At 73.5% G+C, this 15,773-nt stretch carries 13 protein-coding genes; 11 read left to right on the forward strand and 2 right to left on the reverse strand.

The window, feature by feature from the left end:
* Window positions 1-213 precede the first annotated feature (213 nt).
* The 7 genes from ACFXGI_RS20490 (at window position 214) to ACFXGI_RS20520 (ending at window position 8,987) form a co-directional block, all read left to right on the forward strand.
* Window positions 214-1,014, forward strand: a complete 801-nt coding sequence (locus ACFXGI_RS20490) for a TIGR03084 family metal-binding protein (protein ID WP_384708356.1) — start codon at window positions 214-216, stop codon at window positions 1,012-1,014.
* Complete coding sequence (locus tag ACFXGI_RS20495) at window positions 1,011-2,795, forward strand: acyclic terpene utilization AtuA family protein (RefSeq protein WP_384708359.1); 1,785 nt, start codon at window positions 1,011-1,013, stop codon at window positions 2,793-2,795. The genes ACFXGI_RS20490 and ACFXGI_RS20495 overlap by 4 nt, the downstream gene beginning before the upstream one ends.
* Window positions 2,792-4,390, forward strand: coding sequence for an acyl-CoA carboxylase subunit beta (locus tag ACFXGI_RS20500; RefSeq protein WP_384708362.1), 1,599 nt, complete (start codon window positions 2,792-2,794; stop codon window positions 4,388-4,390). The genes ACFXGI_RS20495 and ACFXGI_RS20500 overlap by 4 nt, the downstream gene beginning before the upstream one ends.
* Window positions 4,391-4,398: 8 nt before the next feature.
* Window positions 4,399-6,366, forward strand: a complete 1,968-nt coding sequence (locus ACFXGI_RS20505) for a biotin carboxylase N-terminal domain-containing protein (RefSeq protein ID WP_384708365.1) — start codon at window positions 4,399-4,401, stop codon at window positions 6,364-6,366.
* Window positions 6,363-7,535, forward strand: coding sequence for an acyl-CoA dehydrogenase family protein (locus ACFXGI_RS20510; RefSeq protein ID WP_384708368.1), 1,173 nt, complete (start codon window positions 6,363-6,365; stop codon window positions 7,533-7,535). Before ACFXGI_RS20505 ends, ACFXGI_RS20510 begins: the two co-directional genes overlap by 4 nt.
* Window positions 7,536-7,626: 91 nt before the next feature.
* Window positions 7,627-8,364, forward strand: a complete 738-nt coding sequence (locus ACFXGI_RS20515) for an enoyl-CoA hydratase family protein (protein ID WP_384708371.1) — start codon at window positions 7,627-7,629, stop codon at window positions 8,362-8,364.
* The gene (locus ACFXGI_RS20520; RefSeq protein ID WP_384708374.1) at window positions 8,352-8,987 is read left to right on the forward strand and encodes a TetR/AcrR family transcriptional regulator; all 636 of its coding nucleotides are present in this window, start codon (window positions 8,352-8,354) and stop codon (window positions 8,985-8,987) included. Before ACFXGI_RS20515 ends, ACFXGI_RS20520 begins: the two co-directional genes overlap by 13 nt.
* 130 nt (window positions 8,988-9,117) lie before the next feature.
* Here ACFXGI_RS20520 and ACFXGI_RS20525 read toward each other — a convergent pair whose 3' ends face one another.
* Entirely contained in the window at window positions 9,118-10,224 is a 1,107-nt protein-coding gene (locus ACFXGI_RS20525) for a citrate synthase 2 (protein WP_384708377.1), read from the reverse strand.
* Window positions 10,225-10,424: 200 nt separating this feature from the next.
* Here ACFXGI_RS20525 and pdxH point away from each other — a divergent pair, with 200 nt between their 5' ends.
* Both pdxH and ACFXGI_RS20535 read left to right on the forward strand, forming a co-directional pair.
* Window positions 10,425-11,087 (forward strand): pyridoxamine 5'-phosphate oxidase, encoded by a 663-nt coding sequence (gene pdxH, locus ACFXGI_RS20530; protein ID WP_384708380.1) that lies wholly within the window; start codon window positions 10,425-10,427, stop codon window positions 11,085-11,087.
* 376 nt (window positions 11,088-11,463) lie between these two features.
* Entirely contained in the window at window positions 11,464-12,795 is a 1,332-nt protein-coding gene (locus ACFXGI_RS20535; RefSeq protein WP_384708383.1) for a PAS domain-containing protein, read from the forward strand.
* A gap of 13 nt (window positions 12,796-12,808) precedes the next feature.
* On the opposite strand, the gene ACFXGI_RS20540 is transcribed toward ACFXGI_RS20535, so the two are convergent.
* Window positions 12,809-13,564, reverse strand: a complete 756-nt coding sequence (locus tag ACFXGI_RS20540; RefSeq protein ID WP_384708386.1) for an SIS domain-containing protein — start codon at window positions 13,562-13,564, stop codon at window positions 12,809-12,811.
* 210 nt (window positions 13,565-13,774) lie between these two features.
* On the opposite strand from ACFXGI_RS20540, the gene ACFXGI_RS20545 reads away from it, so the two are divergent.
* Together ACFXGI_RS20545 and ACFXGI_RS20550 are read left to right on the forward strand one after the other, a co-directional pair.
* On the forward strand, window positions 13,775-14,467 hold the full coding sequence (locus ACFXGI_RS20545) for a metal-dependent transcriptional regulator (RefSeq protein ID WP_384708389.1): 693 nt from the start codon (window positions 13,775-13,777) through the stop codon (window positions 14,465-14,467).
* Window positions 14,468-14,776: 309 nt separating this feature from the next.
* Window positions 14,777-15,661 (forward strand): alpha/beta fold hydrolase, encoded by an 885-nt coding sequence (locus ACFXGI_RS20550; RefSeq protein ID WP_384708392.1) that lies wholly within the window; start codon window positions 14,777-14,779, stop codon window positions 15,659-15,661.
* The last annotated feature ends 112 nt before the right edge of the window (window positions 15,662-15,773 follow it).

Below are 15,773 nucleotides of genomic sequence, written 5' to 3' on the forward strand. Positions count from 1 at the left end.
CCGGCGTACGGCCTGAATCGCCCCCTCCGGGGCCGCGGCGGCCGGGCCCGCCGACCAGGCCGGAGTCGGTGCCGAAGGTCAAATCGCCATCTGCCCAAGCCAGTTGGCGGCGCTGGCGCGAAGGGGACGCTCGGCGGGCAAATCATGCAAGCATGCTTGATTGTTTTGCGCGCGGCTGCCAGTCTTCCCCTCACGCCGAAAGGGGAGCCCGCCGTGCTCGATCCGTCAGCTGTCGCCGTCTTCGCCGATCTGCGCGAGGAAGGCCTCGCGCTCGAAACCCTGGTACGGGACCTGCCCGCCGCCGGCTGGGCCGAGCCCACCCCCGCGAGCGGCTGGACCGTCGCCCACCAGATCGCCCACCTGCACTGGACCGACCGGGCCGCGCTGGTCTCGCTCACCGACCCCGTGGGCTTCGCCGCCCTGGTCGAGGAGGCGGTCAAGGCCCCCGAATCCTTCGTGGACGAGGGCGCGGAGGAGGGCGCCGCGCTGCCGCCCGCCGAACTGCTGGCCCGCTGGCGGGCCGGGCGCAGCGCTCTCGGCGAGGCGCTCGCCGCGGCCTCGCCCGACGCCCGCTTCCCCTGGTACGGACCGCCGATGAAGGCCGCCTCCATGGCCAGCGCCCGCCTGATGGAGACCTGGGCGCACGGCCAGGACGTGGCCGACGCCCTCGGCGTACGCCGCACCCCGACCGCGCGGCTGCGGCACGTGGCCCGGATCGGCGTACGGGCCCGGGACTACGCGTTCGCGGTACGGGGGCTGCCCGCGCCCGCCTCGGAGTTCAGGGTGGAACTCGTACCGCCGGACGGCGGGGAGCCCTGGGCCTACGGGCCGCCGGAAGCGGCGGACCGGATCGCCGGGCCGGCGCTCGACTTCTGCCTGCTGGTGACCCAGCGGGCCCACCGCGCCGACCTCGCCCTGACCGCGACCGGCCCCGACGCCGACCGCTGGCTGGACATCGCCCAGGCCTTCGCGGGCCCGGCGGGACCCGGCCGCGCGCCGGGGGCGGCTCGATGAGCGGCGGCCGGCGGCCGTTGCGCGTCGGCAATGCCTCGGGGTTCTACGGGGACCGCTTCAGCGCGTTCGAGGAGATGCTGACCGGGGGCCCGCTGGACGTGCTGACCGGCGACTACCTCGCCGAGCTGACCATGCTGATCCTGGGACGGGACCGGCTGAAGTCCCCGGACCTCGGCTACGCCAAGACCTTCCTGCGGCAGCTTGAGGAGGGCCTCGGGCTCGCGCACGAACGGGGTGTGCGGATCGTCGCCAACGCGGGAGGCCTGAACCCGGCGGGACTGGCCGACGCGGTCCGCGCGCTCGCCGCCGAGGCCGGGGTCCCGGTGTCGGTCGCCCACGTCGAGGGCGACGACCTGATGCCGTTCGCGGAAGGCGCGCTGACCGCGAACGCCTACCTCGGCGGCGCCGGCATCACGGCCTGCCTGCGGGCGGGCGCGGACGTGGTCGTGACGGGCCGGGTCACCGACGCGGCGCTGGTCAGCGGTTCGGCGGCCTGGTGGTTCGACTGGGCGCCGGACGACCACGACCGGCTGGCGGGGGCGGTGGTGGCGGGCCATGTCCTGGAGTGCGGAACCCAGGCCACCGGCGGCAACTACTCCTTCTTCACGGCGCACGACGTCCGCCGCCCCGGATTCCCGCTGGCGGAGATCGCGGAGGACGGCTCGTCGGTGATCACCAAGCACCCGGGCACGGGCGGGGTGGTCTCGGTGGGCACGGTGACGGCCCAACTCCTGTACGAGACCCAGGGCCCCCGCTACCTGGGCCCGGACGTCACGGCCCGCCTGGACACGGCCCGCCTGGCGCAGGCGGACGCGGACCGGGTGTCGATCTCCGGAGTCGTGGGGGAGGCTCCGCCCGCCACCCTCAAGGTGGGGGTGACCCGCATCGGGGGCTGGCGCAACGAGGTGGTCTTCGTCCTGACGGGCCTGGACATCGAGGAGAAGGCGGCGCTGGTCCGGACGCAGTTGGCGGACGCGCTGTCCCAAGTGGCCACGGCGGACTGGACGCTGGCCCGCACGGACCGCGAGGACGCGGAGACGGAGGAGACGGCCAGCGCGCTGCTCCGCCTGGTCGTGCGCGACCCGTCGCCGGACCGGGTGGGCCGCGCCCTCACCTCGGAGGCCATCGAACTGGCCCTGGCCAGCTACCCGGGCTTCCACGTGACGTCCCCGCCGGGCCCGGCCCAGCCGTACGGGGTCTTCACGTCCTCGACCGTCCCGGCGACGGCGGTGCCCCACGTGGCGGTCCTGCCCAACGGCACGCGCCAGCCGGTCCCGCCGGTCGCCCCGGTCCCGTCGGCCCCGCCGGCGTCCGGGGCGCGGGGGTTCGGGGGCGCGGCCCCCGCCTGGTCCGGGGCGGCGCCCACGGCTTCGGGGCGGGGAGGGGCGGAGGAGAGCCCCGCGGGGCAGCCCACCCGCCGAGTCCCCCTCGGCACGCTGATCGGCGCGAGGAGCGGGGACAAGGGCGGCGACGCCAACATCGGGGTGTGGGTCGAGCGGGACGACGCCTGGGAGTGGCTCCGCACCACCCTGACCGCCGAAACCCTTCAGGCCCTGCTCCCCGAGACCGAAGACCTCCGCGTCACCCGCCACACCCTTCCCAACCTCCGTGCGCTCAACTTCACCATCGCCGGAATCCTGGGCGCCGGCGTGGCCTCCGCCCACCGCTTCGACCCCCAGGCCAAGGCCCTCGGCGAGTGGCTGCGCGCCCGGCACATGGACATTCCCGCCCACCTCCTGCCGACACACCTCCCGCTCACCCCGGAGGGGACCGCCCCATGACCCGTCTCACCACCACCGTCGACCCCCACGCCCCCGACCACCTCGCCCACCACGCGGCCGCCACCGCCCGCCTCGCCGAGCTGGACGCCGAGCACGCCAAGGCGCTCCTCGGCGGCGGCGAGAAGTACACGGCCCGCCACAAGGGCCGCGGCAAGCTCCTCGCCCGCGAGCGGATCGAGCTGCTCCTGGATCCGGACACCCCGTTCCTTGAGCTGTCCCCGCTCGCCGCCTGGGGCAGCGACCACCCCGTCGGCGCCTCCATGGTCACCGGCATCGGCACGGTCGAGGGCGTCGAGTGCCTGGTCACCGCCAACGACCCCACCGTCCGCGGCGGCGCCTCCAACCCCTGGACCCTCAAGAAGGCCCTGCGGGCCAACGAGATCGCCCGGCAGAACCACCTGCCCTGCATCAGCCTCGTCGAGTCCGGCGGCGCCGATCTCCCCTCCCAGAAGGAGATCTTCATCCCGGGCGGCGCGATCTTCCGCGATCTGACCCGGCTCTCGGCCGCAGGTATCCCCACCGTCGCCGTCGTCTTCGGCAACTCCACCGCCGGAGGCGCGTACATCCCGGGGATGTCCGACCACACCATCATGATCAAGGACCGCTCCAAGGTGTTCCTCGGCGGTCCGCCGCTCGTCAAGATGGCCACCGGCGAGGAGAGCGACGACGAGTCCCTCGGCGGAGCCGACATGCACGCCCGCACCTCCGGGCTCGCCGACTACTACGCCCTCGACGAGCACGACGCCATCCGCCAGGCCCGCCGCGTCGTCGCCCGCCTGAACCACCGCAAGCCGCACCCCGATCCGCAGCCCGCCGAAGAGCCGAAGTACGACCCGGAGGAGCTCCTCGGCATCGTCCCCGCGGACCTCAAGACCCCCTTCGACCCCCGCGAGGTCATCGCCCGCATCGTCGACGGCTCCGACTTCGACGAGTTCAAGCCCCTGTACGGGACCAGCCTGGTCACCGGCTGGGCCACCCTCCACGGCTACCCGGTCGGCATCCTCGCCAACGCCCAGGGCGTGCTGTTCAGCGCCGAGTCGCAGAAGGCGGCCCAGTTCATCCAGCTCGCCAACCAGCGAGACATCCCGCTGCTCTTCCTCCACAACACCACCGGATACATGGTCGGCAAGGAGTACGAGCAGGGCGGCATCATCAAGCACGGCTCGATGATGATCAACGCGGTCTCCAACTCCCGCGTCCCCCACCTCTCCGTCCTCATCGGCGCCAGCTACGGAGCCGGCCACTACGGCATGTGCGGCCGCGCCTACGAGCCCCGCTTCCTCTTCGCCTGGCCCAGCGCCAAATCCGCCGTCATGGGCCCGGCCCAGCTCGCCGGGGTGCTCTCCATCGTGGCCCGGCAGTCCGCCGCGGCGAAGGGGCAGCCGTACGACGAGGAGGCCGACGCCGGGATGCGCGCCTTCGTGGAGGCACAGATCGAGTCCGAGTCCCTGCCGATGTTCCTGTCCGGGCGGCTGTACGACGACGGGGTCATCGACCCGCGCGACACCCGTACCGTCCTCGGCCTGTGCCTGTCGGCCGTCCACAACGCCCCCGTCGAGGGCGCCCGCGGCGGCTTCGGCGTCTTCCGGATGTGAGCCCGCACATGACCCAGCAGCCCATCACCTCCCTCCTCGTCGCCAACCGCGGCGAGATCGCCGTACGGATCTTCCGTACCGCCCGCGCCCTCGGCCTGGACACCGTCGCCGTCCACTCCGACCCCGATGCCGACGCCCTGCACGTACGGGAGGCCGACGCGGCCGTGCGCCTGCCCGGCGCCGCGCCCGCCGACACCTACCTGCGCGGCGACCTCGTCATCAAGGCCGCCCTCGCCGCCGGCGCGGACGCCGTCCACCCCGGCTACGGGTTCCTCTCCGAGAACGCCGGCTTCGCCCGCGAGGTGACCGCCGCCGGACTCGCCTGGATCGGTCCCCCGCCCGAGGCCATCGAGGCCATGGCCTCCAAGACCCGGGCCAAGGAGCTGATGCGCGCCGCCGGGGTCCCGCAGCTCGACCCCGTCGATCCCGCGGCCGCCACCGCCGCCGACCTCCCCCTCCTGCTCAAGGCCGCCGCGGGCGGCGGCGGGCGCGGTATGCGCGTCGTGCGGGACCTCGACACCCTCAAGGAGTCCCTCGACGCGGCCTCCGCCGAAGCGGCCTCCGCCTTCGGCGACGGCGAGGTCTTCGCCGAGCCCTACGTCGAGCGCGGCCGCCACGTCGAGGTCCAGATCCTCGCCGACTCCCACGGCACCGTCTGGGCCCTCGGCACCCGTGACTGCTCCCTCCAGCGGCGCCACCAGAAGGTCATCGAGGAGGCCCCGGCGCCCGCTCTGCCGGACAGCCTGCGCGAGAGCCTGTACACGGCCGCCGTGGCCGCCGCCCGCGCGGTCTCCTACCAGGGCGCGGGCACCGTCGAGTTCCTCGTCGCCGCCGACGGGCGCCCGTACTTCCTGGAGATGAACACCCGCCTCCAGGTGGAACACCCCGTCACCGAGGCCGTCTTCGGCCTCGACCTCGTCGCCCTGCAACTGCGCATCGCCGAGGGCGCGGCCCTGCCGCTGACACCCCCCGAGCCCGCCGGGCACGCCGTCGAGGCCCGCCTCTACGCCGAGGACCCCGCCCGGGACTGGCGCCCCCAGACCGGCGTCCTGCACACCCTCGCCGTCCCCGGTGGGGGCCTCCCCGGCGAAGCCGGGGGGACGGTCCGCGTGGACACCGGCTTCACGGACGGGGACACCGTCGGCATCCACTACGACCCGATGCTCGCCAAGGTCGTCGCCCACGCCCCGACCCGGGCCGAGGCCGTCCGCGCCCTCGCCCACGCCCTGGCCGGAGCCCGCATCCACGGGCTCACCACCAACCGCGAGCTCCTCGTACGCTCCCTGCGGCACCCGGAGTTCGCCGCCGGGCAGCCCGACACCGGGTTCTACGAGCGGCACCTCGCCGCCCTCACCGAGCCCGCCCCGGACACCGCCGGCCGCACCGCGCTGGCCGCCCTCGCCGGGGCGCTCGCCGAGGCGGCCCCCGCTCCGGGCGCACCGCTGGCCCTCCGGCTCGGCGGCTGGCGCAACCTCCGCTCCCAGCCGCAGACCCGCCGCTACACCGTGGCCGGTACCGAGCACGAGGTCCGGTACAACCCCGTGGACCCCGGGGACCACCCCGGTGTTCGCATCCTGTCGGCCGAGCGCCACCTGGTCGTCCTCGAAGTCGACGGGGTCCGGCGGATGTTCCACGTGAAACACAATTCGAACACGTCGGAGGTGTACGTGGACTCGCCCTTCACCGGCGCGCACACGCTCACCCCCGTACCCCGGTTCGCCGATCCCCAGGACCGCACCGAACCCGGCTCCCTGCTCGCCCCCATGCCCGGCACCGTCGTCCGCGTGGCCGAGGGCCTCGCACCCGGCGCCGCCGTCACCGCCGGGCAGCCCCTGCTCTGGCTGGAGGCCATGAAGATGGAGCACCGCATCGTCTCGCCCGCCTCCGGCACGCTCACCGCGCTCCACGCCACTCTCGGCCACCAGGTCGAGTTCGGCGCCCTGCTCGCCGTAGTCCAGGAGGAAACGCCAGCATGAGCCCCGCCACCAGCACCACCGTCGAGACCGAGGAACACAGGGCGCTGCGCGCCGCCGTCGCCGCGCTCGGGCAGCGGTACGGACGCGAGTACCTCGCCCGCGTCGCCCGTGAGGGCGGCCACCCCGACGAGCTGTGGGCGGATGCCGCCAAGCTCGGCTACCTCGGGGTCAGCCTGCCCGAGGAGTACGGCGGCGGGGGCGGCGGCATCGCCGAACTCTCCATCGTCCTGGAGGAACTGGGCGCCGCGGGCTGCCCCCTGCTGATGATGGTCGTCTCACCGGCCATCTGCGGCACGGTCATCTCCCGCTTCGGCACCGAGGCCCAGAAGCAGGCCTGGCTGCCCGGCCTCGCCGACGGCAGCCGCACCATGGCCTTCGGCATCACCGAACCCGAAGCCGGCTCCAACTCCCACCGCATCACCACCACCGCCCGCCGCGACGGCGACGAGTGGGTCCTGACCGGGCGCAAGGTCTTCATCTCCGGCGTGGACATCGCCGACGCCACTCTCATCGTCGGCCGCACCGAAGACGCACGGACGGGGAGCCTCAAGCCCTGCCTGTTCATCGTGGACCGCGACACCCCCGGCTTCACCCGCTCCGTCATCGACATGGAACTCCAGGCGGCGGAGAAGCAGTTCGAACTGGTCCTGGACGAGGTACGGCTGCCCGCCGAAGCCCTCGTCGGAGACGAGGACGCGGGGCTGCTCCAGCTCTTCGCCGGTCTCAACCCCGAGCGCATCATGACCGCCGCCTTCGCCATCGGGATGGGCCGCCACGCCCTCGCCAAGGCCGTCGACTACGCCAAGACCCGCCAGGTCTGGAGGGAGGCGATCGGCGCCCACCAGGCCATCGCCCACCCTCTCGCCGCGGCCCACATCGACCTCGAACTCGCCCGCCTGATGATGCAGAAGGCCGCCCACCTGTACGACGCGGGCGACGACATGGCCGCCGGCGAGGCCGCGAACATGGCCAAGTACGCTGCCGCCGAGGCCTGCGTGAAGGCCGTGGACCAGTCCGTCCACACCCTGGGCGGCAACGGCCTCACCCGCGAATACGGGCTGGCCGCCCTCATCACGGCCTCCCGGGTCGCCCGCATCGCCCCCGTCAGCCGCGAGATGATCCTGAACTTCGTCTCGCACCAGACCCTGGGCCTCCCCAAGTCGTACTAGGCGGCGCCCCGGCGGCCCCAGGCCCGGCGGGGGCCGCCGGGGGCGGCACCGCACGATCCGCAACACCCCCACAACCTCCGGAGGACATGGCATGACCCGCCCCGTCGGCGCCGCGCGAGCGCACGGCATCACCACCCTCACGCTCGACTCCCCGGCCAACCGCAACGCGCTCTCCGCGGACCTCGTCGGCGAGCTGCGCGCGGCCCTCGCCGCGGCGGCGGCGGATCCCGGGGCCCGGGCCATCGTCCTCACCCACACCGGCAACACCTTCTGCGCCGGCGCCGACCTGAAGTCCCCCTGCGCCCCGGCCGACTTCATCGCCCTGCTCGGCGAGATCGCCGAGCTGGACAAGCCGGTCGTGGCCCGCGTCACCGGACACGTTCGGGCCGGCGGCCTCGGCCTCCTCGGCGTCTGCGACATCGCCGCCGCCGGACCCGCCTCCACGTACGCCTTCACCGAGACCCACCTGGGCGTGGTCCCGGCCGTGATCTCCGCGCCGCTGCTCCCGCGCCTGGACCCGCGCGCGGCGGCCCGCTACTTCCTCACCGCCGAGGCCTTCGACGCGGCCGAAGCCGCCCGGATCGGCCTGCTCACCCTGCACGGCGAGGACGTGGACCAGGTCCTCGCCCCCGTGCTCGCGGGCCTGCGCAAGGCGGGCCCGGAGGCCCTCGCCGCCACCAAGGAGCTGCTCACCGCCCCGGTACGGGCGGTGCTCGCGAAGGACGGCGCCGCACTCACGGAGCTGTCCGCGCACCACTTCGGCTCCGCCGAGGCCCGCGAGGGCATCACCGCCCGCTTCGAGCGCCGGGACCCGTCATGGGCCCTGTGACCGACGCCCGGTCCACCGAGGACGACCGGACCGGGCCCGAGGCCCAGTCCGGCCCCAAGCAGGCCCGCAGCCGCGTCACCCGCCGCCACCTCCTGGAGGCGGCCGTCGCCTGCCTCGCCGAACAGGGCTGGGCCGGCTCCACCGTCGCGGTCGTCGCCGAACGCGCCGGGGTCTCGCGGGGTGCGGCCCAGTACCACTTCCCGACGCGCGAGGACCTGTTCACCGCCGCCGTCGCGTACGTCTCCGAGGAGCGCTCCGCCGCCCTGCGCGACCTCTTCCAGGCCGGACCCGCCGCCCGCCCCGCCGTGGTCGAAGCCATCGTCGACCTCTACACCGGAGCCCTCTTCCGCGCCGCCCTCCAGCTGTGGGTCGCCGCCTCCAACGAGGAGCAGCTGCGCCCCCAGGTCACCGAACTGGAGGCCCGTGTGGGCCGCGAGACCCACCGCATCGCCGTGGAACTCCTCGGCGCGGACGAGTCCGTGCCCGGCGTGCGCGAGACCGTGCAGGGCCTCCTCGACATGGCCCGCGGCCTCGGCCTGGCCAACGTCCTCACCGACGACACGGCCCGCCGCGCCCGTGTGGTCGCCCAGTGGTCCCGGATCCTGGACGCCGCCCTCGGCTGAAGCCGGCCGGTGGCGCCGCCGCCGCGTCCGCCGAGGGCGCCGCACCCCGTACGTCCACGGGATGCGGCGCCCTGACCGGCGTACGGGGCGTAGCGGGCGTGCGAGGTCTACGCGGCGTACGAAGAGGAAATCAGGCCGTGTCGGCGATGTCCGCGTAGCCCTCGATCTCGCGCGGGTCGCGCCGTCCGGGGCCGATGTAGCGCGCCGACGGCCGCACCAGGCGGCCCGTGCGCTTCTGCTCCAGGATGTGCGCCGACCAGCCGGCGGTCCGGGCGCAGGTGAACATCGAGGTGAACATGTGCGCCGGGACCTCCGCGAAGTCCAGCATGATCGCGGCCCAGAACTCCACGTTCGTCGCGAGCACCCGGTCGGGACGGCGTGCGTGCAGCTCCTCCAGCGCGGCCTTCTCCAGCGCGGCGGCCACCTCGTAGCGCGGCGCGTCCAGCTCCTTGGCCGTACGCCGCAGCACGCGGGCGCGCGGGTCCTCGGCCCGGTACACGCGGTGCCCGAAGCCCATCAGCCGCTCGCCCTTGTCCAGGGCCTTCTTCACGTACGCCACGGCGTCGCCGGTGCGCTCGATCTCCTCGATCATGCCGAGGACGCGGGACGGCGCACCGCCGTGCAGCGGCCCGGACATGGCGCCGACGGCGCCGGAGAGGGCCGCGGCCACGTCCGCACCGGTCGAGGCGATCACGCGCGCGGTGAACGTCGAGGCGTTAATGCCGTGCTCGGCGGCCGAGGTCCAGTACGCGTCGACGGCCTTGACGTGCTTCGGGTCCGGCTCGCCCCGCCAGCGGATCATGAACCGCTCGACGACGGACTCGGCCTTGTCGATCTCGCTCTGGGGAACCATCGCCCGGCCCTGCCCGCGCGCGGACTGCGCGACGTACGACAGCGCCATCACGGCGGCGCGCGCGAGGTTGTCGCGGGCGGTCTTCTCGTCGATGTCGAGGAGGGGCTTCAGACCCCACACGGGGGCGAGCATGGCCAGGGCGGACTGCACGTCGACGCGGATGTCGCCGGAGTGCACGGGGATCGGGAAGGGCTCGGCGGCGGGCAGGCCGGGGTTGAACGCCCCGTCGACCAGCAGGCCCCAGACGTTGCCGAACGAGACGTGCCCGACGAGGTCCTCGATGTCGACCCCGCGATAGCGGAGCGATCCGCCTTCCTTGTCCGGTTCGGCGATCTCGGTCTCGAACGCGACGACCCCTTCGAGCCCGGGTACGAAGTCGGACATCAGGCGGCTCCTCAGATAGTGCGAACACGCGCGGCTCCCGGCGTGACTCGCGGTCCGGCGCGGTCATCCCCGTTGATGCCCGGCACGGCCGTCGGTCACCCGCGTGGGGACCTCCGGACCGGCCCCAAGATTTTGGCTGTTACGGATGGCAGGCGGAAGCGTGACATACGGCACACTGCCGCGAGCGCTCCTGCGGCAGGATGGCACGCGTGACCGACCAGGACATTGACCCCGCCACGATGCGCAAGCAGTACCGCTCGGAGATCGTCCACGAGGACGGCCTCGCCGAGGATCCCATGCGGCAGTTCGCCGAGTGGTTCCAGCAGGCCGCCGACTCGCACCTCTTCGAACCCAACGCGATGGTGGTCTCGACCGCAACCCCCGAAGGCCGCCCAAGTTCCCGCACGGTGCTGCTGAAGCAGTTCGACGAGCGGGGATTCGTCTTCTACACCAACTACGGCTCCCGCAAGGGCCGCGAGATCGACGCCAACCCGCACGTCGCGCTGCTCTTCCCCTGGCACCCCATCTCCCGCCAGGTCATCGTCACCGGCGCGGCCTCGCGGATCGGCCGCGACGAGACGGCGGCGTACTTCCGCTCCCGCCCGCACGGCTCGCAGCTGGGCGCCTGGGCCAGCGAGCAGTCCCGGGTGATCGCCTCCCGGGCCGAGCTCGACCGCCGCTACGCGGAGCTCGCGGAGCGCTACCCCGAGGGCGAGCAGGTCCCCGTCCCGCCCGAGTGGGGCGGGATCCGGGTCGTCCCCGACGGGATCGAGTTCTGGCAGGGGCACGAGAACCGCCTCCACGACCGGCTGCGCTATGTCCTGGAGGACGGGAAGTGGCGCCTGGAGCGGCTCTGCCCGTAGCGGCCGCCGTCACCCGCGCACACACGCAGACGACCCGCGAGCTCGGGTTTCTCTCCTGCAGTGAGAGAAGCCGGCCGGACGTACCGGCGAGCTCGCGGGTCGGGTGACTGCTTGGGATTGGCGCCTGGCTACCCGCCGGGCACCGCACTGGGTGCGTGCGACGACGGGCCCTTAGCCCGCAGCCACCTCACGCGTCCGGTTTCCGTACATTTCGGGAACCACCTCCCTTCTCGTGTACGGCAGAGCCTAGAACCGCTTCCCGAGGTCCTCAAGTGATTTATTTCGGGGCGATTCGGGGAATGCGGTGTGGGCTGCGTCACGTTCCAGTTGAATGATCCAACGTGCCGCACACGCGAACACCTGCAGGGGGTGCCAGGTGAGTGCTTCCGGACGTAGTGAGACCACCGACGATCTGCTCGCAGCGCTGCTCGACGGGATGGACGCGGCCTTGTGCGCGTTCGACTCGGACGGCGTGATCACGCACTGGAACCGCGAGGCCGAGCGGATCCTCGGCTGGAGCGCCGCCGAGGCGGTCGGGCGCAAGGGCTTCGCCGGGTGGGCCGTGCGCGCCGCCGACGCACAGGACGTGGAGGAGCGGCTCATGTCCGCCCAGGACGTGCCCGGGCGGCAGGTGCACGAGTTCGCGCTGCTGACCAAGGAGGGCGGGCGGGTGCTCGTACGGACCCAGTCCGCCGGGGTGCCCGGGGCGGACGGGAAGCCCGCCGGGGTGTACTGCGCCTTCAGCGAGGTGCACGCCCAGATCGACCTGGAGCGGTCCATCGCGCTGAGCGAGGCGCTGATGGACGACGCCTCCTGGGGTGTCGTCCTCGTCGACGTGGACCTGCGGCCCGCCGTGGTCAACGCGCACGCCGCCCGCGCCTTCGGCTCGGGGCGCACCGCACTGCTCGGCCGGCCGCTGGGGGAGCTGCTGGCCCAGGGCGTCGAGGAGCTGGAGGGGGCCCTGCAGCACGTGCTCGCCGAAGGGTCGCCGCCCGCGCCCACGGAGCTGTGGGTGTCGGTCCGCACGCCCGAGGGGGTGCGGCGGCGGTGCTGGCGGTCGGGGTTCCTGCGCCTGGGCTCGCCGCTGGCGGAGGAGCCGGTGCCGCTCGGGGTCGGCTGGCTGTTCCAGGACATCACCGAGGCCCGGCAGGCCGCGCTGGACACGGCGCAGCTGCGGTTCCGCGCCGGCCAGCTGCACCGCTCGGGCCGGGCGGCCGCCGAGTGCGAGGACCCGGCCGAGGCGGCCGCCGTACGACTGGACTTCGCGCTCGCGGGCTTCGCCGAGCACGCGCTGCTCGACGTATTGGAGCGGTCGGCCGACCCGGACCGGCGCCGCCTCGTACGGATGGCGGCTTCGCCGCCGCTGCTGCCGGGGGCGGAGGCGATCCCGGCCCGGTACGCGCCCGGGCACCCGGCGCTCCAGGCGCTGGACCGGATCGGCTCGGTCCGTACGAGCGCCCCGCGCGGGGAGGCGGCCGGGAGCTGGGCGCGGGAGCGGCAGTGGCCCGAGGACGCGGTGCACGTGCTGTGCACGGTGCTGCGCAGCCGCGGGCGGACCGTGGGGGCGCTGACCTTCGTACGGGCCGCTTCGCGGGCGGCCTTCGAGCAGGCGGACGCGGCGTACGCGGAAGAGGTGGCGGCCCGGGTGGCGGCCGACCTCGACCTGGCGTCCCGGCCGCGGCCGCCCCGGGGAGAGGACACCCCCTGAGGTGTCCGGAGGCTCAGTGGCGGAAGAAGATCCGGTCGCCGTACTCCTTCAGGACGCGGCCGTTCCATTCGTGGCCGCCGTCCACGTTGCCCGAGCGCAGCAGCGGGGGCTCCATGCCGCGGGCGGCGAGCTCGCCCGCGGCCGCCGCCATCACGGCCTGCATGATCGCGCTGGTCACGACGGTGGAGGCGGGCGCGAACGGCGCGTCGATGCCGTCGAGGCTCAGCTCGGCGTCGCCCACCGCGATCTTGCTGTCGAGGACGATGTCGCAGTGGTCCTTGAGGAAGGTGCCCGAGACGTGCCGAGACTTGGTGCCGGTCGCGTACGCCACCGAGGTCACGCCGATCACCTTCAGGCCGAGGGCCCGGGCGTTCATGGCCATCTCGACCGGCAGCGCGTTGCGCCCGGAGAGGGAGATGATCACGAGCACGTCGCCGGCGGTGGCCGGGCTGCTGTCGAGGACGGCTCCTGCGAGGCCGTCGACCCGCTCCAGGGCGCTGCCCAGGGTGGCCGGCATGACGTCGATCCCGACGGTGCCGGGGACGGCGAGGAAGTTCACCAGCGCGAGTCCGCCCGCCCGGTAGACGACGTCCTGGGCGGGGAGCGAGGAGTGTCCGGCGCCGAAGGCGAAGAGCCGGTTCCCGGAGGCGACGGCTTCGGCGATGGCGGTGCCGGCCTCGGCGATGTGCGCGGACTCCTCGTCCCTCACCCGCTCCAGGAGTCCGATCGCGGCGTCGAGGAACTGACCGGCCAGCTTGCTCTCGCTCATACGCCGATGGCCCTTCCAGAGGTGGGGTTCGTCCGTGTCCGCCGCTCACCGTGCGGTCTGGACCAAGGGCGTGTCAATACGAACGTCAATCCCGGGGCCGGTGTGCCCGGGGATGTCCCGGACGGCGCTTGACGTCCGGCACGGGACGGTTGTCGGCGCGATGCGTCAGAATTGGGTGCAGGGCCAGCGCACGATATCCGAGGGGCACGAATGTCCGGACTGATCGATACCACGGAGATGTATCTCCGCACCATCCTCGAGCTGGAAGAGGAAGGCGTGGTCCCCATGCGCGCCCGCATCGCCGAGCGGCTCGACCAGAGCGGCCCGACGGTGAGCCAGACCGTGGCGCGCATGGAGCGCGACGGCCTGGTGGCCGTGGCGAGCGACCGCCACCTGGAGCTGACGGAGGAGGGGCGGCGGCTGGCGACGCGCGTGATGCGCAAGCACCGGCTCGCGGAATGCCTCCTCGTCGACGTCATCGGCCTGGAGTGGGAGCAGGTGCACGCCGAGGCCTGCCGCTGGGAGCACGTGATGAGCGAGGCGGTGGAGCGGCGGGTGCTGGAGCTGCTGCGCCACCCGACCGAGTCGCCGTACGGGAACCCGATCCCGGGGCTGGAGGAGCTGGGCGAGAAGGCCGAGGCGGACCCGTTCCTGGAGGACGGCATGGTCAGCCTGTCGGAGCTGGACCCGGGCGCGGAGGGCAAGACGGTGGTGATCCGCCGGATCGGGGAGCCGATCCAGACGGACGCCCAGCTGATGTACACGCTGCGGCGGGCGGGCGTGCAGCCCGGCTCGGTGGTCAGCGTGACCGAGTCGCCGGGCGGGGTGCTGGTCGGCAGTGGTGGGGAGGCCGCGGAGCTCGATGCGGAGATCGCCTCGCACGTGTTCGTGGCCAAGCGCTGACGGCCTCCACACAGGCCGGTACGCGGCACTTTCGGTGGCAGCACTGCCGGTGGTGGGTGTGGGCGGTCCCGGCGCCTTGCGGCGCCGGGACCGGTCCTCCCCTTTGCTGACCCGGAGCCCCGAGCTCTCAAGGTCATCCCCTCGGACCGTCTTCCCCGAGCGGCCCGCCTCCCTGTTGAAAGGATCTCCATCGGCAGCGGCGGCCAATCCTTGAGCAAGGTCACTCAAAAGAGCGGTGTTGAAGACGAGAACCCCGTTTTCGAATACGGGTTCGATAGTCTGGCCGTGAGCGAAGGGGGTGCATCTGCCGTGGTACAGCGCATCGATGTGACAGGGGCCGACGGTGTGCGCCTGGCCGCCTGGGAGTTCCGGGAATCACCCCCCACCGCGCCCCCGGATCCCGACGCGCCCCGGGTGCTGTTACTCCATGGCCTGATGGGCCGCGCCTTCCACTGGGCGGGCACCGCGCGCTGGCTCTCCCGGCATCGCCGCGTCATCGCCCTCGACCAGCGCGGCCACGGCCAGAGCGGGCGCCCCGCCGCCGGCCCGGGTGCCTCGACCCCGCTGGGGCGCGAGGCCTTCGTGGCCGATGCCGAAGCCGTCATCGAGCAGCTCGGCCTGGCCCCGGTGACCCTGGTCGGCCACTCCATGGGCGCCCTCACCGGCTGGCAGCTCGCCGCCCGCCGCCCCGACCTGGTCGAGGCCCTGGTGATCTGCGACATGCGCGCCTCCGCCCTCGGCGAGGCCTCCCAGCAGGAATGGGAGGAATGGTTCCGACGCTGGCCCCTCCCCTTCCCCACCCAGGACGCCGCCCGCCGCTGGTTCGGCGAGGACGACCCCCGGGTGGAACGCCCCGACCCCGGCCGCGGCGCCTTCTTCGCCGAGGTGATGCACCAAAGCCGGGACGGCTGGCGCCCCGTCTTCTCCAGGCGCCAGATGCTGACCGCCCGCGAGACCTGGGTCCACGACGCGCACTGGGAGGAGCTGGCCCAGGTCCGCTGCCCGACCCTGGTCGTCCGCGGCCTCGACGGCGAACTGGGCCGCGCCGAGGCCCAGGAGATGGTCCGCGTCCTCCCGAAGGGCCGGTACGCCGAGATCCCCGACGCCGGCCACTACCTCCACTACGACCAGCCGGCGGCCTGGCGCGCCGCCCTGGAACCCTTCCTGGACGAGATCAGAAGCGCCGCCCGCTGAGAAACGCGGACACGCGGACGCGCGGACGCGCTGACATGCGGAAAGACGGGAGGGGGTGACGGGCAGCAGCCCGTCACCCCCTCCCGCACGCGGATGCCCGCGTACGCCCGCC

This window comes from Streptomyces sp. NPDC059355 (assembly GCF_042752335.1).
Classification (GTDB): domain Bacteria; phylum Actinomycetota; class Actinomycetes; order Streptomycetales; family Streptomycetaceae; genus Streptomyces.